We start from the raw sequence: 22,312 nt of genomic DNA on the forward strand, positions 1-22,312 counted from the left end.
GTGTCCTAATGTGTTTTTCTAAAGATATAGACATGCGTGATATAGGGGAAATCAATGAAATCCTGCGCAGTCTTTTGGGTTGATTCAGCCACGATATTTTCAAATTGTTGTTTCAGTTTTTGTTGTTCATCCGTGCTTAACGCTGCAATAAAACTGGTGGACAATAATCGTTTGGAAACCACGTGTTCCACTGTACCATGATGCAATTGTTGAAAGGTCGTTTCGGCAATTAATTTAAATGTTTGCTGCTGTTCAAACACTTTTTGCAATTGCCCACTATGATAACGTGGTGTGTCACCTTCGAGTTCACTCAAGACATCAGCGAGTTGTTTGACCCAATTGACTTGGATATCACGCTGGTTCCAAATCAAAACAAGATCACCATTGGGAACCAAGATACGACTGATTTCATTGAGGGTTTCAGGGGTGGCAAACCAATGAAATGATTGGGCACAAAATACCGCTGCTACAGAATGATCATGCAGTGGAATCTGATCACTTTGGGCGGCTAAAGTTGCAATATGCGGATGTTTTTTCTGCAATTGTTGCAGCATTTCATGCACAGGTTCGATCGCGGTGATATTTTCACTGAGTGGGCGAATATACTCGAGAAACTTGCCTGTACCTGAGCCTAAGTCCACCAGATGGGCTTGAGGGGCTAAAGCTAAATGTTGTTGTAGCCACGCACTGATTTCAATCGGGTAGTCAGGACGGGCTTGTTGATAGAGTTCAGCTGCAGAGCTAAAGCCTTGTTGTGCGGCAGGATGTATTGAATGTGTCATATTCTGCACTTTTTAATCTGTATGGCCTCTATAAAATAGCATATTCGGAACAAGATAAACTTTGAATGCAACAAGGAAGGAAAAGCGTGACGCAACAAGGACTGGAGCAAAGCACAATGGAAAAGCACATCATTTTTGAAGATGATCAAATTCGTGTCATTTTTCAGCCCGGTAGTTCTCGTGAGCTTATTTTCTCCTTCGGTGATTTGATTACCCGTGCCAAGGGCTTGAGCATCAATGCCGAGAAGTCTTTGCAAAAATATGATTTTAATGTGATCGGTGTGATGCCGAAACAAAAATCGTGGTTTCCAGCATCGTCAATGCAACCGATGTATCAAGCCATCAAGCCGATCCTTGATCAATTTGAGCTGCGTATTGCCTATGGTGGTTCCATGGGCGGCTATGCGGCCATTAAGTATGCCAATTTATTTGGATTTCAGCGTGTGGTCAGTATGGTGCCGCAGTACTCCATAGACCCTGATGACATTGTCGATACTCGCTATGGCATGTTCTTTCAACCCAATCTGCATGCTAATATGCGGGTATTTGCTGAAGACGTATCTACTACACGCGAATATATCGTGGTGTATGATCCTTATTGTCCAGAAGACCGCGCGCACTTTGAAAAACTACAGGCTTTAATTCCGCATGTGCATGTGTTGCATCTGCCGTTTACAGGGCATGATGCCATTGCGGTATTGGCGAGTTCAGAACTGTTAAATGATTTCTTAAGACATCCTTTTGATGCGCCGTATTTTTATCAAAAAATGCGTCGGGTTAAGAAAAACAGTAAATTCTACTATCGAAAAGTCATTGAAAATTTACTGACACGCCATCGTGATGCCTTGGGTGAAATTTTAAAAAGCAATTCGTTTCAGCTTGATCCACAATTTTTTGATGCCAAACAAAAGCAGACCTTATTACGGGTATTGTTTAATAACAAACAAGTCAGTGAGCAAGATCTGCAAAAGTTGGGGATCACAACTTTTGTGCCACAGGATAATCGTAACCTGTTACTCGACCAGTTTGAACATGGTTTAGTGTTTAATGTGATTAGCCAAAAAATTGAAAGCTATGCAGCCGGTGTGATTGCGCTGAATCACAAGTTTTTGATCCCTTTGCAGCCGAAGGGCACAGGCCTGGTATACGTGCAAGTCCAAGATGAGCGTTACATGGTGGTGATGAATGACCGTCAGGTAATGAAACTGGTCTTAGCTCAAGATGAATTGGCGACAGGTATGCATCCGATTTTAATGCAGAAATATGTGGGCTATTACACGCTCAACTATAAAGAACTGCGTTTGAGTAGCGATGAATTTGGTCAAGTCTTCTTTGTCGAAAACCCCGATGCGTCTTGCCAGTTCGTGGTGCAGCCCGAACAGATTTAAGCTCGACATTTGTTTGAAAATCCAAAGCTTGCTAATTTGTAGGAAGAGATTATGATGAGAGAAAGGTAGTATAAAAAACAACCATACTGCCCAAAACATCATAAGGAATATGAGGGGTATCAGTATGCATTCAACACAGATGCTTGCTGTATTATTCATCTTAGTGCTGACCATGAGTTCAGCCTATGCACAGGGGGTTAGTTCAAGCATACTGATTTTTAGCAGCAGTATGTTGTTACTTACGATACTGACCATTTATGTCATACTCAAAATTCGAAATTCACTGCAACATCATCTCGATAAACCCGCGAAATAGCGGGTTTTTTTATATGCTGTTCGATTGCACTTTGGTGCATCACAGGTTTTAATCATCCACAATCGAATCTTTATAATCGACCAGAAGGGAAGCAGCCATGAAAGCGGTATTTCTAGATTATCAGTCTCTAGATAAACAGGACTTAGATTTTAGCGGACTAGACGCACAGTTTGATGAATTGACACTCTATCCCGCAACAACGGCTTCAGAGGTTGCCCAGCGCATACAAGGGGCTGATGTGATTATCAGCAATAAAGTACACATCAATGCTGAGCACATGCAGCTCAATCCGCAATTAAAACTGATCTTGATTTCTGCTACTGGCACCAATAACGTTGAGCTTGTACACGCACAGCAACAAGGCATCGTGGTGTGTAATTGCCAAGCTTATGGCACCGCTGCAGTCGCACAGCATACCTTGATGTTAATGTTGAACTTGGCGACATCATTTCGACAGTATGATCGGGCGGTTCAACAGGGAAATTGGCAAAAAGCGGATCAGTTCTGCTTACTGGATTTTCCAATTATTGAGTTGGCTGGTAAGACTTTGGGGATTGTCGGCTATGGCGAATTGGGGCAAGCCGTGGCACATTTGGCTAAAGCTTTTGGCATGAAAATTATGATTGGTGCGCTACCGAATCGCCCCATGGCGGCTGAGCGAGTGGTATTTTCTGAGATGCTAGCGCAGGTCGATTTTCTGAGTTTGCATTGTCCTTTAACTGATGAAACTCGTGATTTACTCAATCATGAAAGCTTGGCTCAAATGAAAGCATCGGCCTTTGTGATCAATTGCGCACGAGGTGGTGTTGTCAATGAATCTGCATTAGCCGAGGCATTAAAATCAGGAAAGATCGCAGGCGCAGCAACCGATGTCTTGACGGTAGAGCCACCCAAGCAGGGTAATGTGCTGCTCGACCCAAGTATTCCAAATTTAATCATTACCCCACATAGTGCATGGGGAAGCGTCGATGCACGACAACGCATTGTGCAGCAATTGGTGGAAAATGTAGAAGCCTTTGAAGCGGGCCATCCTCGTCGTCAGGTCAACTAAATTTTGTCTTTAACACTGCTTTTTCTGTGTTGGATTGATGCTTTTACAGCTCTGTATGGCATTGACCGTACGTGCGGTATATCTCTGTAAGCAATAACACTTTTACAGTGTGGTGAATCGCTTCAAAGTGAAGATGCACAGCATTAACAGGCTTTAATGAAGGCTGGTTTGAAATGATTTTTGATCCGCTCAAATTCAAGTTCAGTCTTGATACTGTTTGGCATCATGATTCGTAAATAACTTTTTTCGAGTTTAAAAGGCTCTTTGGTATTGGGTACAGGATTAAAGCCACCATTTGGGTAGATCAAATTTGTCTCATAGGCACGTAAAATCTGATCATTGTGAAAATAGAAACTTGTTAGGGATTGATTGGATTCACCAAAAAGATAAAGATTAATTTTGCATTGACCATCGAGTTGATACAGTGTCGCTTCATTGCCTTCAGTCGATTTGTATTCTTCGTCATCTAGCATCTCTAAGGTTTGTAATAATTTACCTTCGGCATCATGGTTATATTGGTATGAATCGTACAATTGGGGAAAAATAGTCTGCAACTGTGGATAACTTTTCAACAATTGTGGAAAACGTTGCAAGCCAATCACAGAGCCAACGTAGAGCAGAATACCAAGCAAGATACCAAATAAAATTCGCATTTTTTTCTCATTAATTCATTGTTTTTATAGGCATAGGCCAAAGACCCAAAGCATTCAATTTTGGTTTTAAAAAAGCCCAACCAAAGTTGAGCTTTTAAATGTGGTGTTAAATTATAAATCAGTCACTGGATACGTCGTAGACGTCGAACTTGATGGATAGCTACTTTGTGGATATTGATTGTTATTTTGCCCCGCATTATTGCTTGGAGCCGTATTAATCGTATTGCCTGAATACGGTTCGCTCAATGACTGTTGGCTAATGGGCGCAGGTTGGCTGGTTTTGCCTGTGATATTTTCACGGGTTTGCTTCAATTTTTCATTAACGTTTTGGGTGGCTTGCTGTGCGCCCTGATCAACCTGTTGCACTGTATTTTGAGTAGCAGTTTTCGTATTGTCCCAAGCTTGGTCAACCGAAGGCTTAATTTTAGAAATCCCACGTTCAGTCATTTCGCCAATATTTTTAGCAGCACCGACCACGCCTTCTTGGGCTTTATAGGCCCAAACATGCAATAAATTTGGATTATCACCATAAGGGCTCACAGGCTTTTTCGCTTGTTGCTCAGTACTTTGCGCTGCTGTGTTTTCTTGTGCCCAAAGCATGGGTGTCGTGAATATTAAGCTTAGGCATAACGTTGTTTTTAATGAAATCTTCACAGCTTCACCTCTGAATTTTATAGATTTTCTATCTGATGAATGGTTTTAACGCATTATAGGAAAAATTGCAGCGAAAAAAACTTGCCGTAGCAAAATCAATACAGCATATGACAGCTTTGTACACGTTTGTATTTTGCATAAGGTAAAAAAAGGCCCACCGAAGGGTGAGCCTACTCTCTGGAGGGGAGGGTATGAAAGCCAGTTTACTTATTTGTGAGCACCTAAGCTGGCTTCATGTGAGCTATGGACTTCAGCTTGTGCGACAGGCGTTTGCAACTGTACATTGCTACTGCCACTCACATTAGCTTCTTGACCTTTTTGGAAATTCGCTTTGGTTTGTTGCCATTTTTCACTGGCAAATTGGCGACCTTCCTGAGCTTTTTCACCTAAATAACTCTTGGTTTGATTAACTTTGTTGTCGACATTGCTTTTACGTTCATCGAGTTTTGCTTTGTCTTTTGCAGCTTTTTCATCGAGCTGTGCTTTGCGCTCATCAAGCTTAGCTTTATTTTGCTCAGCCTTGGCATCGATCTTGGCTTTCGCTGCATCTGACTTTTCATCTTTAGACTGTTTTAGGTCAGCCCATTTATTTTTTGCATCTTGCTTTTTGTCAGCACTGAATTCTTTGGTGTCTTGCCACTTTTCTTGGGTGAATGTTTTGGTCTTATCGACGCCTTTTTCAATTTTGTCACCGGCTGTATGCGCAGACTGATTAATGTCTTGTTTTAGATTTTGCAGTACAGACGGTTGCTGTGTTTCAACTTTCGCATTGGCTTCTACTGCGGTGTTCGCAAATAGTGGGGTGCTTGCGAATAATGCTGCGGTGATCAGTGTTGTTTTAAATAAAGGTTTCATCTTTGCAATTGTCCTCTTTTATTGAACGCTGCTGTTGCACTCAGCATTTGCGCTTTTGGAGCAGAGGACATCTTAAGAGTAAAAAAAAGCAAAAAGTGGTTTTGTGCGATAAGTCACACAATGCAATAACAGCTCAGATACGCGGAAGTTTGAAGTGTGGAAACATGGTTAAGTTAATGCATTATTGTAATTTTATGAAAATACAGTGGCTTATATGTGTTTTGAGCGTTGCTGTGGTGTGGTTCTAGTTACGATTTTCATGATTAAAAATTATGGGTTTGAACTGATTATGATTCAAGATTAAACGAAAAATGAAACCATACCTCCATTTTGGAGATATGGTTTTTATTATTTATTCACATTGTGTAAGCGCATCTTTTGCAAAATGACCGCGTAATGCAAGGAAGTTTTTCTGTACATCCGCCGCATTTAAATCAAAATTGTGCGCTGAACTTGTACCATCTTTGGCAAAGGTTGCTGTACCACCTGAAATTAGGGTTAAGCCTTTAAATGACCATTGTTCAACAGATTTTGCTTCTTCTAAATTGCCTGTAAATTCAATCACGCATTTATCTACAAATTTAGTCAGTTTTGCTTTGTTATCTGTGGTATCTGGGTAGACATCAATGTTTTGAACCTCTTGTAATACACCTGTTTCAAGTTGTGGAATCGTTGGTGCAGATGTACATGCAGAAAGTGTTAGACCCGCAAGACCAGTCAAAAGGAATGCTTTCAATTTCATAAGTTTCATTCTTGTTGAGTGTTGTTGGATTGAGTATAGGGAATTGGTGAATTATTGGCTATAGGTGATAGTCTAAGATATTTATGCTCTTCGCTTTTACTAATCAGTATTTTGCTGTGGCTTTGATGTTTGATAACTGTATAGCTAGTAAGATAAAGCAATGGAAAAGAGGGTCCTGTTTTTTATCCATTAGCCTCTAATTTTCCTCATTCTTATTATGTATCGAGCACTTATGTAAAAAGCCCATATTATGGGCTTTTTACATTTTAAATTAGCAACTGTTATTTAAAGATTTTTTACGTTTTAAAAAACTATCTATACAAGGTATCAAAAAGTCATTATCAAATTTTCTTTGTTTAAGAAGGGAATTTCTTTCCTTTCCTGTTGATTTTGTGTATTGATTAGCTGCCTCTAAAAGTATTTCAATAGATTTTGAATATAATTTTTTCATAAATTCATTATCTTCTAAATTTAAGAAAATATTTTTTTTCTTAAGATTAAAATCATTTTTTTTCTCAGCAATTTTAATTTTTTTCGTAGAATTTGTACATTGCTCATCATTATCAGATTGGCTATTTGAAATAACTAAGCTAGAAAGTATGTGCAAGATTACGAAAGTAGATTTGCTTATCAATGACTTATCTTCTAGTTCATATTGGTTATTCCTTAAGTCTGAATTTTTTAAACTTAAAGTTTTTAAATACAATAAAGTTGAAAACTTATAGATATCAAAATCTGTTGTTTCATCAAAAATTGATTGATAGAGTGTATTTATTTCGAAGCATTTCTTTACATCATTAATAGCGGCAATTGATTCTTTATTGATCACAGTTTGTAAAATTTGAGCCATACGAGTCAAACTAATCACTTTATTACCTGTGTAGTTTTTACGCTTATAGTAGTTTTCACGTCGCTCATAGTAAATTTCAAAAGGTAGTAGGTATTCTTCAATACTTTTTTGTATTGAATCATTAGCTTTTAAAGAGGCAGTTTTTACTTCATTCTGAGAATTGGTTGATAATATGATTTTAGATTGAATCGAAAAATTCTCAGTTTGAATAATTTTACAAAATACTCCTAATTTTTTAGGTAATGGTTTTTGTAATTCTTCCCTAGCTTGATATAGGCAGTGAATAGTTTGACAGCCATTTACAATACTTGGATTTAGTAATTCAAACTCAGTAGAAGATATATCTGTAATTTTTTCACATATAATGGTTAGGCCATTATTCATCGCCCAAAAAATTTCGGCATTATCTTCATCTTTTGCCGAATCAATAATACCTTTATTGATATGTGTTTTCTCACCTAAGAAATATCGAACATTACCCTCGGTTAAATAATTTTTAAATTTTAAATGTATATTTTGATCTACTGTGATTTCAGTGTTGTCTAATGATTTATCAGTTTCAGAAAAACTTTTTAAAAGGGTATTTCCATCAATAATTCCTGCAAAACCACTTGTAGCGATGCTTTTATCTTTAATATTTAAAGGGGGGTTTTGGAAGTTAATTCCGATTTTGTCATCTGTCTTTTGAACTAAATCTAAAACATCTCTAGCATTTAAAAATAATGAGTTAAATTTTATATTAGTTGATTCTAACTTTTTTCTAAGTTTTTCAAGGTTAACTTCAATAGCAGCAGCTAATTTAGTATTAGGTGCTTGAGTCACGAAAAAGATATCAACTAAAATTGTAGCTGATGCGCGACGCGCATTTTTCCATATTTCTCGAGTATTTTGACAAAGATTTATATACTCTTTATTGGCTCCCTCTTCCTGTATTGATTCGATTGTGGTGTCTAAGTCGAAAATTTTTTCAATACCCTCTTTAAAAAGTTTAAATCCGTTAGTCTTGAAAGATGTTTCTCGTTTTATCTGAAAAAATACGAATCTAATAGTGTGATCTTTTTTTATATCTATTTCAGAATCGCTATTTATGAGTTCAGAGTTGTGGAATGTATAGCTAACATCTACTCCTTGATCACCGCCAGAACCAAGAATACCAGCCATGAGTTCTTCATTTTCTAAGCCATTTAAATGCTTTAAATTGCAGAAGATTGGAACCGCTTTTTCATATTTATCGCCATTATAATCTTTTAAGTCCTTATCTTTTTCGAAAAGAATATCAATTTGTTCGTTTAATAAATGTTGTAAGCTCATGATCTAAATTCAAAAAAACCCACTAATTTATAGCGGGTTTTTTTTTGTTTTACAAGCAGTTAAAGCTTAGTGCTGTAACACCGAAATATCAGCCACTTTCGTGAACAAGTCACGAAGCTGTGCAAGCATACGTAAACGGTTTGCTTTTAGGTCAGCATCATCTGCCATCACCATCACACCGTCAAAGAACGCATCGACTGGCGCACGAAGTGCAGCAAGTGCAGAAAGGGCAGCGGTGTAGTCCTTCGCAGCAAATAATGGCTCAACTACAGGTGTGATTTTTGCAAGTTCAGCGAACAATGCTTTTTCAGCATCTTCAACCAAGTTCGCTTCAACCACAGCGCCTTCAGGTGCAGCTTCTTTTGCAAGAATGTTTGCAACACGTTTGTTTGCAGCGGCAAGTGCAGCAGCTTCAGGTAAGTCACGGAAATGATTTACCGCATTTACACGTTTATCAAAATCAAGTGGCGATTTTGGAGAAAGTGCTTGAACAGCTTGAATCACATCTACAGCCACGCCTTGGTCTTCGTATTTTGCACGGTAACGACCTTCAAGGAATGCAACTGCATCCGCCAAAGTTTTATCGTGGTCTTTCAATACATCGCCATAAGCAGCAAGTGCAAGTTTGATTAGATCTTCAATCGAAACGTCTAAATCATTTTCAGTCACAAGACGCAAAATACCAATGGCAGAACGACGTAGTGCAAATGGGTCTTTAGAACCTGTAGGCGCCTGACCAATACCAAAAATACCTGTCAATGTATCTAAACGGTCAGCAAGTGCAAGCGTTGTACCTGTCTTGGTTTTTGGTAAAACGTCACCTGCAAATTTAGGTAAGTATTGTTCACCTAAAGATTCAGCAACTTCATCATTTTCGCCTTCAATACGTGCGTAGTAAGTACCCGCAATACCTTGAAGCTCTGGGAATTCACCCACCAACTCAGAGGTTAAGTCGCATTTTGCAAGGAGTGCAGCTTTCTCAGCATCTGCTGGGTTTGCCCCAGTGATTGCAGAAAGTGCAACAGCCAAAGTCGCTATACGTTCAGACTTGTTCCATAGTGTGCCAAGTTCTGCTTGGAACACCATGTTTGCAAGTTTCTCTTTACGAGATGCAAGTGGTTGCTTTTGATCTTGTAAGAAGAAGAATTCAGCATCTGACAAACGTGGACGTACAACTTTTTCGTTACCTTCAATAATTTGTGTCGGGTCTTTCGACTCAATGTTTGACACTGTAATGAAGTAAGGTTGAAGTTTATTGTCGCTATTCACTAAGCAGAAATATTTTTGGTTGTCCTGCATCGTCGTGATGAGTGCTTCTTGAGGAACAGCAAGGAAGCGTTCTTCAAAGCTTGCACGAAGCGCAACTGGCCATTCAACCAATGCTGTTACTTCGTCACGTAAGTCCGCAGGGACAATCGCAATGGCATTTACTTCATCAGCCAAAGTTTTGACTTGTTGGTCGATGATGGCTTGGCGCTCTTCAAAGTTTGCAATCACTTTTGCAGTACGCAGGGCATCAAGATAAGCATCGGCATTTGCAAGTGTAATTGCTTCAGGAGCATGGAAACGGTGACCATAAGTCACGTTACCTGCTTGGTGATCCTGAATGGTTGCTTCAATTACATCACTGTCTTTCAACAAAACAACCCATTTTACAGGACGTACAAACTCAGTACGGCTTGCAGCAGAACGCATGCGTTTTGCGATAGGTAGGTTATCTAAAGCGTGTTGTAAAATTTGTGGAAGTAAAACATCAAGGCTTTGACCTTTTACATCTTTTAAGTAGCACACTTTTTCAACTTTACCTGCTTGGAAAGTCGATACTTGATCAACCGTGATGCCTTGACCACGCATAAAGCCTTCAAGCGCTTTAGTTGGTTTGCCTTCGGCATCAAACGCTGCTTGTTTAGCAGGGCCATCAAAACGTTTTTGTGTGTCTGCTTGTGCACCGTCTACATTGACAATTTTCAATGCAAGGCGACGTGGTGCTGCATATGCTTCAATCGCATCAAATGCTAGACCTGCGTCTTTTAAGCCTTTTACCGTTTCTGCATGTAGCGCATCACGTAATTTTTTTAAGCTTTTTGGTGGAAGTTCTTCGCAGCCTAATTCGAACAATACTGTATGTTTAGACATTATTTGCTCTCCTTAGATTCAACTTTTGCTTCCGCTTCAACTTGTGCTTTTAACTGAGCTAATACTTCGTCACGTAAAGCAGGTTCTGCCATCGGGAAGCCAAGCTTCGCACGCGCAGCGACATAACTTTGGGCAATCGCACGAGCCAATGTACGTACACGTAAAATATAACGTTGACGTTCAGTTACTGAAATTGCGCCACGTGCATCAAGCAAGTTAAAGCTATGAGATGCTTTAATCACTTGTTCGTATGCAGGAAGTGGAAGTTCCGCTTCCATCAAGCGAGTTGCTTCAGCTTCATAGAAGTCAAATAGCTCAAACATTTTTTCAACGTTGGCATATTCGAAGTTATAAGTTGATTGTTCAACTTCATTTTGGTGGAACACATCGCCATAGGTCACTGTACCGAATTGACCTTTGGTCCAAACTAAATCGTAAACTGAGTCTACACCTTGGAGGTACATCGCTAGACGTTCTAGACCGTAAGTGATTTCGCCAGTTACAGGGTAGCATTCAACACCACCGACTTGTTGGAAGTAAGTGAACTGAGTCACTTCCATACCATTTAACCAAACTTCCCAACCTAAGCCCCATGCGCCAAGTGTTGGAGATTCCCAGTTGTCTTCCACGAAACGAATGTCGTGAACAAGGGTATCAATACCAATGGCTTTTAATGAATCTAAGTACAACTGTTGGATGTTGTCTGGGTTTGGCTTCAACACGACTTGGAACTGGTAGTAGTGTTGTAGACGATTCGGGTTCTCACCATAACGGCCATCTTTAGGACGACGAGAAGGCTGAACATAAGCCGCGTTCCAAGTTTCAGGGCCTAAAGCACGTAGGAAAGTTGCAGTGTGGAATGTCCCTGCACCCATTTCCATATCGTAAGGTTGTAACACTACACAACCTTGTTCAGCCCAGTAGTTTTGTAAGGCAAGAATTAAGCCTTGAAATGTATCAATATGCGATATGGCGCGACTCATGTAGCATCCATTAAAATTAGTGAAAAATTGGCTCTAAGTATAAGGATTTTGCAGAGGAGTGGCAAAGGCTACTTGGTTCCTTTTAAGATTTTAATAGCGCTATTTATTTTTTGAGTTTTAGCTTTGGTTGCAATGTTGAAAAACTCCAAAAAATAATGGAAAGAACAAAACTAACGATCGCTATGAATAAGGAAAATGCTGTGTCCCACACTGTTCGACCAACAGATTCGAAAATTGGAAATCCATAGTAGAAATTTTGAAAAGTTGTAATGAAAAAGTAGATCATGACTAGGGTTAGATGCGCACCTAACCATATAAAAGGAAAAATAAATAATTTTTTGGCTATAAGAATTTGGCAAATTTTAAGTAAAATTGGATACAAGATAACGTAATAAATTCCAGCAAAAGTTCCTACAATTTCTAAAACATCAAGCTTGAATGAACCATTAATTAAAAAATATCCAATGAAAAGTAGTATAGGAATAAGTGGTGATAAAATAAGTGCTTCTTTAGGTTTGAAATTAAAAGGTTTTTCTGTATTCATTATCTGTATTTTATATAATTTTTCGATTTAAACATTTTAAATTTTAAACAAGTGATTGTCTAGATAATGAATCTTATACATAATGAACCGTGTTTTGATGAAATATATGTAAGTAAAATTTAAAAATTATTTGAAAAAATCTATAAAATTATGAGCTTAAAAAAATATTACCTCCTACTTGGTGTCGTTTTTCTGATTTTTATCGGTTTTTCGAGTGTAAAAAATAACCTTAACTATCTTAAAGCTGCTTTTAAATACAAGACACAGGAACTTAAAGGCGATGATTTAAATCGCTATGCTGCTTTACTCTACTATAAAAATATCTATGAAGGCGTTAGAAATCGAGATGAGGATGAAAATGATCAGCCGACTGAACAAGACATAAAAATCGAAAAACTATTTGAAAAAGCATCTCAGCAAGGAAGTCCACTCGCCAAATTAAATTTAGCAAGACTTTATGCATATAAGCATGATCCAGAGCTGTATCCTGAAATTTTTAGATTAGTAAAAGAGTCTGCCGAGTCGGGTAATGCTGATGCTCAGTTTAAACTTGGAGAGTCCTATCATTCAGGATTAGGTACAGAAGTTGATTTTCAACAAGCTAAATATTGGTATGAAAAGGCGATTGCTCAAGGTAATCCAGCAGCAATGAACAATTTGGGTGTACTTTACCAAAGAGGATTAGGAGTTGAAAAAAATGGAAAAATCTCAACCGAATGGTACATTAAGTCAGGTAATTTAGGATATTCACAAGGTCTTGAGAATATGTTTCAAAATTATTATCACGGTTTAAATGGACTGCCTCAAGATGAGGAAGAGGCGATAAAATGGCGTGAAAAATGCTATTACAGAACGGATGAAATACCGATTCAACCTGTCTTTGGTCTCAAATTGGAAGAAGAAGAAACTTATTTAAATAAATGCAAAAATATTGTGGATTAGTAAGAGGGTAAAAGCTATGGGATATGAACGTTAAAATAGAATAACCTTAAAATTCCATCTGATGCTGATGAAATTTTAGGACTAAATCTCCTATAATTTCTCATCCTCAAAAAATCAGGCATGACCATGTTTCACGCAAAATCAGCTTGGCTCAATACGCTTAAACCCAACTTTAAAGTTCTGCCTTTAAAAGACCGCATCCTGTGTGGGGTAGGTGCTTTGCTGGGCCTGAGTATTTCTTCGCTGATCAGTTGGCTGGCGCTAGGTGACTTAAATGCATGGTACATCGCACCGATGGGTGCATCATCTGTGCTGCTCTTTGCGGTACCTGCCAGCCCATTGGCACAGCCGTGGAATATGGTGGTTGGTAATAGTCTTGCGGCCTTGATTGGCGTGACGTGTGCGATGTTTATTCCTAATTTAACCGAAGCATTTAGTATCGCGGTTGCATTAGCGATTATCTTAATGATGACCACAGACTCATTGCATCCACCAAGTGGAGCCGTGGCGATTACAGCGGTATTGGGCGGAGAGGCAGTCCATGATTTAGGCTATGCCTTTCTTTTTTATCCAGTCCTTTTAAATTCGGTCCTCTTGATGGTGGTTGCTATCATTTATAACCGATTACTAGGCAAGCAGTATCCACAAAAAGCACAAGTCAATACTCGGACGACAGATCCAACACCGACACAAAAAGTGTCGATTCAACCTGCGGATATTCAGCAAGTCTTAGAACAGCAAAGTCAGTTACTCGATATCAGTGAATACGACCTACAAAAAATCATTTTAGAAGCACAGCAGTTAGCTAGTCGTCGTGGTCTAAGCCAGTTTCATTGTCGTGATCTCATGAGCCAGCAAGTGATTAGCTTGCGTGCAGAAGATGATATTCAGTCAGCATTGGAAAAGTTTAAACAAGTCAATTTGATGAGTTTGCCAGTGGTGAGTGATTTGGATCGCTTGGTGGGAAATTTGGCTTTATATGATGTAGTGGAATGGTTTAAACGTGCCGCAGACCCCAAAGCCAGTTGGGAAAATCACGTTTATCAAATTATGAATCCCAAAGTGGTGACCGTGCAGCCGGATCAACCCATTCAAGATTTAGTGCCGTATTTTGTGGAAAGATCTTTTAATTATATTCCAGTCGTTGAGCAAAAACGGTTGGTGGGAATGATTAGCCGTGCTGATATGATCGCAGCGTTATATCAACAGCTAAATCAGCAAACAAAATCTTAAGCCTTAAACTTTGATTTAAATTCATCAGACTTAAATATGGTTTTGCCAAAATGTAGGCAAAAAAAAGCTACGGAATCTTGGGGGAGAAACCGTAGCGACCAAACTGGGTCAAAGGATTTTAACGTCTGTCATCATTCACAGTACGAATCGGGTCTGAATAGCCATTGGTACGGAAAAAGTTATCTTGTGCTTTAGGCATGACTAACCATAAAACCAAGTACACCAAAATACCGGGAAAGGCTGCGCTTAAGCATGATACAAAGATAAAAATAATACGCAGTAAATTTGCGTTCCAACCAAAACGTTCAGCAATACCCCCCATCACACCAGCAATTATGTTAGAGCGGTTTGAGCGATATAAACCAACATTGGCCATTCAGGTCTCCTTCAAAAAAGAATAAATTTGAATATTTCCAAATTCATATTATAGAAATGGTGACAAGCTTTGCGATTTAAAGGGTGCAGAAAAAAAATTAAGTAAAGTTATGTAATTTGAAGAATTGGTTTGATTAGTTTGCCTTTAAAATAGCTTGATTATTAATTAAATATCAACGATAACAATGAGATATGATTAACATATATCGCAAATATATGTATACAGCGTTGATTTTTTGATTACAATATTAAGTCAGCAAGAACTGAAAAAACCAATGAATGATTGGTCTTGGCACATTATATGAAAACATCGGCTTCACCTTTTTTGATGAAATTTGCATATCTTTCAGTGTTTGCAGGAGTGTTCAGCCTCTCTTTTATTGGTTGTAGTCCAACGCCTCAACCCGCAGCGGATAAGGGTGAAAGTTCAGCATCAACTGTCGCATCGGAAGTTCAAGCGAAGCAAGATCATGGAAAAAAATTAACCCAAGTGGCAGGGCAGGCGACATTGCCGAATGATGATGAATTAAAGTCAGCTCCTGTTCCTGAACATGCCAAAATTTTTATTGGACGTTTTCATGCCAAAGTAAAATGCGATGACAGTTTTATTCCATGCCCAGAAGGCGATGCGGAGTTCATCCTCAACTTATTACCAGATGGCACGGTACACCGCAGTATTATTCAAATTGGAAAAGTATTTGCTGAAAAAACCAATACGCCAGGCATTAATGTGAAATACCGAAAGGATACGTGGAGTGTCAATGAAGCACATACCGAGCTGGTGGTTCATCGAAAAGAAGGCGTGAATTTTTATTATCACGTGATTAATGAAAATAAAATCACCATGGATTTAGACAAAATTCGTCAAGGTGAAGTCGACCGAAATCAGGAATTATTTTCCAAGGGTTATCCTCAGCCTCAACATGCCTATACCTTGGTGAAAGACCCGAATTAAATGCTGCGAATGAAGTAAATAAAATTATGAATTGCGTTTGAGCGTCGGCGTGAAATTCGCAGATCTTGGTGGATCGAATGTAACTAGCTTATAAAAAATTGAATTATTAATACGACATAGTTAAGACTAAACAGAATTGGTGGGTTGTGTGGGGTTCGAACCCACGACCAATAGATTAAGAGTCTACTGCTCTACCAACTGAGCTAACAACCCTGAGAAAATTTTAAAAGAGCATTTTAAAATTTCAGCAAGATAAACGAAGCGCGTAGTTTTGAATACTAGGGAATATTTGTTATCTAAAATTTTTCAGGTCAAATACTTCATCTAGCAAGACAAGAATGATACTTCGCAACATCGCTATAGCAAAATTTCGAGAATGGCGAATCAAAACCAGTAATGGTGATGGTTTGTCTTGGTCGGAACCTGCAGGTTTCTTTTTCTTCAACTGCCGGAAGAAAGAAGCCCTAAGAAAGAATGGTGGGTCGTCCGCGACTCGAACGCGGGACCAATAGATTAAAAGTCTACTGCTCTACCAACTGAGCTAACGACCCTTAGGGGGTATGCACAAGATTGTAATCTAAAACTGGCATTTTAGAAAGATGGTGGGTCGTCCGCGACTCGAACGCGGGACCAATAGATTAAAAGTCTACTGCTCTACCAACTGAGCTAACGACCCATCTTGTGGTATCGAAGGAAATGGTGGGTCGTCCGCGACTCGAACGCGGGACCAATAGATTAAAAGTCTACTGCTCTACCAACTGAGCTAACGACCCATTTCGCTTGATGGTGCGTATTGTAGCAAGATCTGCTTCAAGCGCAAGTAAAAAATCATAAACTTGCTTGTGTTTGATTATAAATACAACAAAGTAGCTCATTTTAGCGGATATCTGTCGCTAAAATGAGCGCTATTTGCTTAAAAACGGTATTTATATGCCTGAATATTGGCATAAATTTCAGGAGTTAAATCACAGTAAGCAGTTGCATTTGGCAGCAATACCAATAAACGTTCATCAGTTTGCTGAGGATCAAAAGCTTGTTCTTTCAGCTTGTTTTTTTGGTATTTAAATGTGCCTGTGGTTTCGACTTTTTTCTGTACACGTAAAAATACTGGCACGGCATAAGCTGGTAAGCATTTTTTAAATTGTAGAACCATTTCACTACAATCTTGTTCGTTGAGTTCGGCACCGTCGGTGAGCGTGATGGCAGCCATACCTGCACGGCCATTTGTATCTGGAATTTCTACGCCATAAACCACAGCTTCAGCAATTTTATCGTACTCACTCACCATATTTTCAACTTCAGTGGTTGAAACGTTTTCACCTTTCCAGCGGAAAGTATCACCTAGACGGTCGACAAATTGTGCATGGCGGAAGCCAATGTCACGAACCAAGTCGCCAGTGTTGAAGTATGAATCACCATGCTTGAATACATCTTTCATAATGACGGATTTGTTTTTTTCCGTGTCGGTATAGCCATCGAAAGGTGAGCGACGGGTAATTTTACCGATGAGTAAGCCAACTTCGCCTTTTTTAACTTTAATGCAGCGACCTTTAGCATCATGTACAGCTTCATTTTTTTCTTTATCAAACTGAATAATCGCATAAGGCGTTGGTGAAAAACCAACGGTATTGTCGAAGTTAAACACATTACTAAAGCCGACGTTGCCTTCACTTGAAGCATAGAGTTCAAGGACTTCTTCGACCCCAAAGCGTTCTTTAAACTTATCCCAAATGTTTGGTCGCATGCCGTTACCAATCATTTTTTTCACACGATGGCCTTTTTCAAGGTCTGAATGTGGAGCATCCATCAAATAGCGGCAAAGCTCGCCCACATAGCCAATGGCTGATGCATCAAATTTTTGTACATCTTTCCAAAATGAAGAGGTCGAGAACTTGCGACGCAGGGCAAGGGTGGCGCTACCGGCAATCACCCCACACCAACAAACTACAGTGCCTGTAGCGTGATAGAGCGGCAAAGTTACGTACATCACATCATCTTTATTCAGATTAAGGACGTGACCATATGTTCCATAAGCCAAAGTCCAACGGCTGTTGGTGAAAATCACCGCTTTAGGTAAGCCTGTTGTCCCAGAGGTGTAGATATAAAATAGGCCGTCTTTGCCTTTTACACTTGCAGTGGTGGGTGTGTTGAATTTTGGAAATTCATCAATCGCTTCTGCAAGGTTTAAGAAGCCTTTCGGTGCTTGACCAGCATCTACACGAGTGGCTTGATCTGCGAACCAATGTAAACGATCTGCAGCTACACTGAGATCATCACGAATCTCTTCTACAGCTTGACGGCATTCTTCGCCCACAATTACCGCAATTGGGTTCACTAAGTTGATGCTGTGTGTCAGGACTTTGCCGACTTGTGATGTATTGACCAAAGCACTGGTGACGCCAATTTTGGCTAAAGCCACGATGGTTGCCACGAGTTCAGATCGGTTTTCGATCATCACTGCAATCACATCACCTTTTTTTGCACCGAGTGCAAGGTAATAGTGACCAATTTGATTGGCCCATTCATTTAATTCGTTATAGGTATATTTTTGCTCTTCAAAATAAAGTGCATAACCCTTGGGATTACGCTTTACGGCTTTTTCAAATGCAATTCCCAAGCCTGCGGAAGTATTTGGGGTACGTAAATAGGCTTGCTTTAGACCACTCAACAGGTTGGGTACTTTGCTAATGAACGCGGGAATTTTTGCTGCAACATCAGCAATCCCAATAAGGTCGTGTTGTGTAGTTTGGCTCATGTGAATCCTATTTATTTTTCGTAATCCGATACGGTCTATTTCTTTGCAATGAAATTTGCAGCAAATTCTACAATTGTCTTTTAATCGTTTCGATCTAGTGCAATCAACCTAATTTGACAAAAGTATCAAAAAAAAACCAGTCACCGAAATGACTGGATTTTTTTATTCACCTGCAAAATAGCAAATTACTGCTCAGTTGCGGTGTTTGCTTTTTTCGGTGGACGACCGCGAGGACGACGAGGGCGTGCAGGTTTTTCACCTTCAGCGGCCGAGTTTTCGTCTACAGGAACCTCAACTTTCTTTTCCGCCTCAACGGCTTGAGCTTTTTCTTCTACTGGTTTAGTAGGAGCTTCAGACACTTCTTCCGTCTTTTCAGGCTGCGCACTCACATCCAGTTCAGCTTGAACGGGTGTCAGTACTTCAGCTTGAACGGGTTCAGGTGCTTCAGTTTGACTTGCAACGTCGGATACATTGGCTTCAACTGTAGCAGCTTTAGCTTCTGCAACTACAGGCGCCTCAATAGTAGTGTCTGCGACAGGCGTAGCTTCCACCTCAGCATGTGCTTTTGCTTGGTCTTGTTTCGCTTGTTCAGCGGCAAGTTTAGCAAGGCGACGACGCTCACGTGGGTCATTAGCAACACGTTTATCTGACACAGGCTTTGGTGGTGTCAAATCCAACATTGGCGCTGGTTCAGCTTCAGGTGCAGCTTTTGTAACTTGAACATCACGAGTGACAGGCTTTTTCTCTACAGCTGCTTCAGCTGCAGGTGCAGTCAAAGTCGCGGCATATTCTTCCGTGAATTTTTGCAATGCACGGTTGAATGTTGGAATTAAGCCAAATTGCTCAATCAGTACTGAGCAGTCTTCACCGTATACATGCTTAATCAAGCTGCTTACAGTGTATTGACCCAGTGTCGGCACTTGAGATGGCGAAATTTTCGGAGCCTGTGCTTGTTGAGCGCGAGCTGCACGTTGTTCGCGGCGGCGTTGACGTGGGTCATTGCTTGCACGAGACGGTTTTTGCTGAGCATGCTGTGGTTTATGTCCTACTTCTTTTGTTTCAGTCGCAGGTTTTTCCACTTTTTCTGCTTCAACGACAGCGGCTTTTTGGACTACTGGGGTTTCTACAGGTTTTTCAACTGCTGGGGCAGTATTTAGCGCTACGATTTCGCTTTGAGCTTGATCAACATTTACTACAAGTGCTGTTGGTATCACGTCTTGACGTGGTGCATCAACAACTTCAACTTTAGGTTGACGTTGATTGCGGTTTTCAGATTGTTGCTCAGTTGCAACTTCCTGAGCAATCACTTGCTCGTTCAATACGCTTTGATCGCGGTGGCGATTTGGGCGATTTGGACGTTGTTGGTTGTTGCGGTCACGACGTGGAACAGACTGCGGTTGTTCATTGTTTTGAACATCGTGCTGTACTTGTTCATTGTTATGTTGACGGCGTGAGTTACGACGGTTTTCACGTTGGTCTTGACGGTTGTCTTGGCGCGGTTCTTGACGTTCAGAACGTTGCTCTTGGCGTTCGTTTTGACGTGCTTCGTTATTGCGCTGCTCTTGACGATCTTGACGTGAAGGTTGTAACACTTCTTCATGAACTTGATGCGGTTGAGCTTCTTGTTCACGTGGTTCTTTATGCTTAGTGCGCTTTTTGTTGTGACGTTTTTCTTCACGGTCAGCTTTTTCTGAATGGCTGTCACGTTCTTGTTTGTGCACAACAGAAGAAGGCGCAAGGTAAGCATTATTGTCTACGACAACAACAGGCGCTGCCGATGCAGGGGTAATTTGACCAAACTGGCCACGGCTTGCAGCACCGCCATTCACCATTTGTTCAATTGCAGCAGCAGCATTGTTTGCAGTACGCGACTGGTCAACGGTTGCAGCTTGTTTTTGAACAAATAAGTTTTCTAACCATGCACATGGACTAGATGATGCAGCAGGAGCTGCAACTTGTGCAGGTGCTTGTTGAGCAGCAACAGGTTGTTGCTTATTCTTTTTGTGGCCTTTTTCTTGTTGTTGTACAGGTGCTTGTTGCTGAGCAGCAGCGGCCTGTTCTTCACCTAAATGCCACTCAGATGCTTCGTAACCCAATTCTTTTTCACTAGAACGTGTTGCTTCAGTGCGTTCATAGCTTGTCGGTGCAAAACCTTCAGGGTTATACGAAATTTCGTAATGTGGTGTTTCAAGGTGAGGGTGTGGAAGTACGGTCACACGAACATTTGAAGTTTGCTCAAGATATACAAGGCTGTGACGCTTTTCATTCAATAGGAATGCAGCAATTTCAACAGGCACTTCAACTTGAACTTCACCATGACGTTCGCGTAGCGCAATTTCTTCCACTTTACGCATAATTGAAAGTGATAAAGAGCGTAGGTCACGTACCATACCTGTACCATGACAGCGTGGGCACACATAACCTGTGGCTTCTTCAAGCGATGGACGTAAGCGTTGACGGCTCATTTCCATCAAACCAAAGCGTGACAATTGACCGAATTGGATACGCGCACGGTCGCTTTGTGTTGCTTCACGAAGTTTAGCTTCAACCATACGTTGGTTACGGTCTTTGGTCATGTCGATGAAGTCGATCACAACTAAACCACCGATATCACGTAAACGTAATTGGCGAGCAATTTCTTCTGCAGCTTCAAGGTTGGTATTGAGCGCTGTATCTTCTACATCGCTACCACGTGTTGATTTTGCAGAGTTAATATCAATTGAAACCAATGCTTCAGTTTGGTCAATCACAATTGAACCACCAGAAGGAAGTTTTACTTCACGTTCATAGGCCGTTTGGATTTGACTTTCGATACCAAAATGAGCAAATAACGGTTCATTTAAAGTATAGGTTTTTAATTTGTCGATTTGACGTGGCATCACCGCTTTAACAAAGTTATAGGCTTCGTTATACGCTTGCTCAGAGTCAATCAGAATTTCAGCAACATCATCACGTAAATAGTCACGGATCGCACGTGTAACCACACCGGCTTCTTGGTGAACCAACATTGGTGATGGACCTGAACTTGATGTGCTTTGGATTTGTGCCCAAAGGTCAAGCAAGTGTTGAAGGTCAAGTTGGAGTTCTTCTTGAGAACGACCAATACCAGCAGTACGTACAATCACGCTCATGCCACGAGGGACATTTAAAGACGCCAACATTTCTTTCAATTCTTCACGAACTGAACCTGAAATTTGACGGCTAATACCGCCACCTTTCGGGTTGTTTGGCATCAAAACCAAATAACGACCAGCAAGTGAGATAAATGTAGAAAGGGCAGCACCTTTATTACCACGTTCTTCTTTTTCCACTTGAACTAAAAGCTCAGTGCCTTCAGTGATCAATTCTCGGATGTTTGAAGTTTGGCGAGGATCTGCTTTGTAATAAGAATTAGCTATTTCGCGCATCGACAAGAAACCTTGACGACCTGCACCGTATTCAACAAATACAGCTTCTAAAGACGGCTCTACGCGAGTCACATGACCTTTATAGATATTCGATTTTTTTTGTTCACGGGTACGATTCTCTAAGTCAAAATCGTAAAGACGCTGACCAGTGACAAGTGCAACGCGAATTTCTTCGGCATGTGTTGCATTAATCAACATACGTTTCATGGGTGTAACACCTAATAGTGATACACAGAAGAACATCGCCTGACTCGTAGCGAGCATCAGATAGCATGGATCAAGTTGCACAGATCGAAAAACATCATCTGTGCATGTGTGCCGACCTTCTTTGGGCGGGCAACGGTTTTTGATTCACGTATTGATGATGGCAATACGGCTTC

General features: G+C 40.3%; 18 protein-coding genes and 4 tRNA genes. 6 read left to right on the forward strand and 16 right to left on the reverse strand.

All coding sequences use genetic code 11. The features are described from left to right. Positions 1 to 5: 5 nt before the first annotated feature. Positions 6 to 782, reverse strand: coding sequence for a class I SAM-dependent methyltransferase (locus FTT72_RS01610; RefSeq protein WP_180177754.1), 777 nt, complete (start codon positions 780 to 782; stop codon positions 6 to 8). A 116-nt stretch (positions 783 to 898) separates the two neighbouring features. Here FTT72_RS01610 and FTT72_RS01615 point away from each other — a divergent pair, with 116 nt between their 5' ends. From FTT72_RS01615 to FTT72_RS01625, 3 genes are all read left to right on the forward strand, one after another. Beyond that, positions 899 to 2,170, forward strand: a complete 1,272-nt coding sequence (locus tag FTT72_RS01615) for an alpha/beta fold hydrolase (RefSeq protein ID WP_180177822.1) — start codon at positions 899 to 901, stop codon at positions 2,168 to 2,170. Positions 2,171 to 2,294: 124 nt separating this feature from the next. Then, positions 2,295 to 2,486 (forward strand): hypothetical protein, encoded by a 192-nt coding sequence (locus FTT72_RS01620; RefSeq protein ID WP_180002912.1) that lies wholly within the window; start codon positions 2,295 to 2,297, stop codon positions 2,484 to 2,486. Positions 2,487 to 2,583: 97 nt separating this feature from the next. After that, positions 2,584 to 3,537, forward strand: a complete 954-nt coding sequence (locus tag FTT72_RS01625; RefSeq protein ID WP_180177755.1) for a 2-hydroxyacid dehydrogenase — start codon at positions 2,584 to 2,586, stop codon at positions 3,535 to 3,537. Positions 3,538 to 3,680: 143 nt separating this feature from the next. On the opposite strand, the gene FTT72_RS01630 is transcribed toward FTT72_RS01625, so the two are convergent. From FTT72_RS01630 to FTT72_RS01665, 8 genes are all read right to left on the reverse strand, one after another. Then, a complete protein-coding gene (locus FTT72_RS01630) occupies positions 3,681 to 4,190 on the reverse strand; it encodes a hypothetical protein (RefSeq protein WP_180177756.1) in 510 nt (169 codons plus the stop codon). A gap of 111 nt (positions 4,191 to 4,301) precedes the next feature. After that, positions 4,302 to 4,838, reverse strand: coding sequence for a hypothetical protein (locus tag FTT72_RS01635; protein WP_373683899.1), 537 nt, complete (start codon positions 4,836 to 4,838; stop codon positions 4,302 to 4,304). A 213-nt stretch (positions 4,839 to 5,051) separates the two neighbouring features. Beyond that, the gene (locus tag FTT72_RS01640) at positions 5,052 to 5,699 is read right to left on the reverse strand and encodes a hypothetical protein (protein WP_180007117.1); all 648 of its coding nucleotides are present in this window, start codon (positions 5,697 to 5,699) and stop codon (positions 5,052 to 5,054) included. 352 nt (positions 5,700 to 6,051) lie between these two features. Continuing rightward, positions 6,052 to 6,441: a hypothetical protein gene (locus FTT72_RS01645; protein WP_078189759.1), complete on the reverse strand. Its 390-nt coding sequence runs from the start codon at positions 6,439 to 6,441 to the stop codon at positions 6,052 to 6,054. Between the two features lie 271 nt (positions 6,442 to 6,712). After that, complete coding sequence (locus FTT72_RS01650) at positions 6,713 to 8,602, reverse strand: AIPR family protein (protein ID WP_180177757.1); 1,890 nt, start codon at positions 8,600 to 8,602, stop codon at positions 6,713 to 6,715. A gap of 66 nt (positions 8,603 to 8,668) precedes the next feature. Next, a complete protein-coding gene (gene glyS / locus FTT72_RS01655) occupies positions 8,669 to 10,738 on the reverse strand; it encodes a glycine--tRNA ligase subunit beta (protein ID WP_180177758.1) in 2,070 nt (689 codons plus the stop codon). Beyond that, complete coding sequence (gene glyQ / locus FTT72_RS01660) at positions 10,738 to 11,721, reverse strand: glycine--tRNA ligase subunit alpha (RefSeq protein WP_078192785.1); 984 nt, start codon at positions 11,719 to 11,721, stop codon at positions 10,738 to 10,740. The genes glyS and glyQ overlap by 1 nt, the downstream gene beginning before the upstream one ends. A gap of 103 nt (positions 11,722 to 11,824) precedes the next feature. Further along, positions 11,825 to 12,265: a hypothetical protein gene (locus tag FTT72_RS01665; RefSeq protein ID WP_180010262.1), complete on the reverse strand. Its 441-nt coding sequence runs from the start codon at positions 12,263 to 12,265 to the stop codon at positions 11,825 to 11,827. A gap of 150 nt (positions 12,266 to 12,415) precedes the next feature. Between FTT72_RS01665 and FTT72_RS01670 the strand changes: the two genes are divergently transcribed. Both FTT72_RS01670 and FTT72_RS01675 read left to right on the forward strand, forming a co-directional pair. Continuing rightward, positions 12,416 to 13,207, forward strand: a complete 792-nt coding sequence (locus FTT72_RS01670) for a tetratricopeptide repeat protein (protein ID WP_078189755.1) — start codon at positions 12,416 to 12,418, stop codon at positions 13,205 to 13,207. Positions 13,208 to 13,333: 126 nt separating this feature from the next. Further along, positions 13,334 to 14,440 (forward strand): HPP family protein, encoded by a 1,107-nt coding sequence (locus FTT72_RS01675; RefSeq protein WP_180177759.1) that lies wholly within the window; start codon positions 13,334 to 13,336, stop codon positions 14,438 to 14,440. Positions 14,441 to 14,558: 118 nt separating this feature from the next. Here FTT72_RS01675 and FTT72_RS01680 read toward each other — a convergent pair whose 3' ends face one another. Then, entirely contained in the window at positions 14,559 to 14,816 is a 258-nt protein-coding gene (locus tag FTT72_RS01680) for a PspC domain-containing protein (RefSeq protein ID WP_180116674.1), read from the reverse strand. Between the two features lie 300 nt (positions 14,817 to 15,116). On the opposite strand from FTT72_RS01680, the gene FTT72_RS01685 reads away from it, so the two are divergent. Continuing rightward, positions 15,117 to 15,770 carry a hypothetical protein gene (locus FTT72_RS01685; RefSeq protein ID WP_257226926.1) on the forward strand — a complete coding sequence of 218 codons (654 nt, stop codon included), beginning with the start codon at positions 15,117 to 15,119 and terminating at the stop codon, positions 15,768 to 15,770. A 137-nt stretch (positions 15,771 to 15,907) separates the two neighbouring features. Here FTT72_RS01685 and FTT72_RS01690 read toward each other — a convergent pair. The 6 genes from FTT72_RS01690 to FTT72_RS01715 all read right to left on the reverse strand — a co-directional run bounded on the left by FTT72_RS01690 (position 15,908) and on the right by FTT72_RS01715 (position 22,139). Continuing rightward, positions 15,908 to 15,983 (reverse strand) — tRNA-Lys (locus FTT72_RS01690). Positions 15,984 to 16,245: 262 nt separating this feature from the next. After that, a tRNA-Lys gene (locus tag FTT72_RS01695) sits at positions 16,246 to 16,321 on the reverse strand. 49 nt (positions 16,322 to 16,370) lie between these two features. Beyond that, positions 16,371 to 16,446 (reverse strand) — tRNA-Lys (locus FTT72_RS01700). A gap of 21 nt (positions 16,447 to 16,467) precedes the next feature. Beyond that, positions 16,468 to 16,543, reverse strand: a tRNA-Lys gene (locus FTT72_RS01705). 140 nt (positions 16,544 to 16,683) lie between these two features. Then, positions 16,684 to 18,525 carry a long-chain-acyl-CoA synthetase gene (locus FTT72_RS01710; protein ID WP_180062897.1) on the reverse strand — a complete coding sequence of 614 codons (1,842 nt, stop codon included), beginning with the start codon at positions 18,523 to 18,525 and terminating at the stop codon, positions 16,684 to 16,686. A gap of 185 nt (positions 18,526 to 18,710) precedes the next feature. Then, positions 18,711 to 22,139 carry an Rne/Rng family ribonuclease gene (locus tag FTT72_RS01715; RefSeq protein WP_180177760.1) on the reverse strand — a complete coding sequence of 1,143 codons (3,429 nt, stop codon included), beginning with the start codon at positions 22,137 to 22,139 and terminating at the stop codon, positions 18,711 to 18,713. Positions 22,140 to 22,312 lie beyond the last annotated feature (173 nt).

It is taken from the genome of Acinetobacter sp. YH01005 (assembly GCF_013420465.1).
GTDB lineage: Bacteria > Pseudomonadota > Gammaproteobacteria > Pseudomonadales > Moraxellaceae > Acinetobacter > Acinetobacter amyesii.

Bases quoted from the DNA above. Each gene is read 5' to 3' on its own strand.
- FTT72_RS01610 (WP_180177754.1), bottom strand. From the start codon at position 782: ATGACACATTCAATACATCCTGCCGCACAACAAGGCTTTAGCTCTGCA.
- FTT72_RS01615 (WP_180177822.1), top strand. From the start codon at position 899: ATGGAAAAGCACATCATTTTTGAAGATGATCAAATTCGTGTCATTTTT.
- FTT72_RS01620 (WP_180002912.1), top strand. From the start codon at position 2,295: ATGCATTCAACACAGATGCTTGCTGTATTATTCATCTTAGTGCTGACC.
- FTT72_RS01625 (WP_180177755.1), top strand. From the start codon at position 2,584: ATGAAAGCGGTATTTCTAGATTATCAGTCTCTAGATAAACAGGACTTA.
- FTT72_RS01630 (WP_180177756.1), bottom strand. From the start codon at position 4,190: ATGCGAATTTTATTTGGTATCTTGCTTGGTATTCTGCTCTACGTTGGC.
- FTT72_RS01640 (WP_180007117.1), bottom strand. From the start codon at position 5,699: ATGAAACCTTTATTTAAAACAACACTGATCACCGCAGCATTATTCGCA.
- FTT72_RS01645 (WP_078189759.1), bottom strand. From the start codon at position 6,441: ATGAAATTGAAAGCATTCCTTTTGACTGGTCTTGCGGGTCTAACACTT.
- FTT72_RS01650 (WP_180177757.1), bottom strand. From the start codon at position 8,602: ATGAGCTTACAACATTTATTAAACGAACAAATTGATATTCTTTTCGAA.
- glyS (WP_180177758.1), bottom strand. From the start codon at position 10,738: ATGTCTAAACATACAGTATTGTTCGAATTAGGCTGCGAAGAACTTCCA.
- glyQ (WP_078192785.1), bottom strand. From the start codon at position 11,721: ATGAGTCGCGCCATATCGCATATTGATACATTTCAAGGCTTAATTCTT.
- FTT72_RS01665 (WP_180010262.1), bottom strand. From the start codon at position 12,265: ATGAATACAGAAAAACCTTTTAATTTCAAACCTAAAGAAGCACTTATT.
- FTT72_RS01670 (WP_078189755.1), top strand. From the start codon at position 12,416: ATGAGCTTAAAAAAATATTACCTCCTACTTGGTGTCGTTTTTCTGATT.
- FTT72_RS01675 (WP_180177759.1), top strand. From the start codon at position 13,334: ATGTTTCACGCAAAATCAGCTTGGCTCAATACGCTTAAACCCAACTTT.
- FTT72_RS01680 (WP_180116674.1), bottom strand. From the start codon at position 14,816: ATGGCCAATGTTGGTTTATATCGCTCAAACCGCTCTAACATAATTGCT.
- FTT72_RS01685 (WP_257226926.1), top strand. From the start codon at position 15,117: ATGAAAACATCGGCTTCACCTTTTTTGATGAAATTTGCATATCTTTCA.
- FTT72_RS01710 (WP_180062897.1), bottom strand. From the start codon at position 18,525: ATGAGCCAAACTACACAACACGACCTTATTGGGATTGCTGATGTTGCA.
- FTT72_RS01715 (WP_180177760.1), bottom strand. From the start codon at position 22,139: ATGAAACGTATGTTGATTAATGCAACACATGCCGAAGAAATTCGCGTT.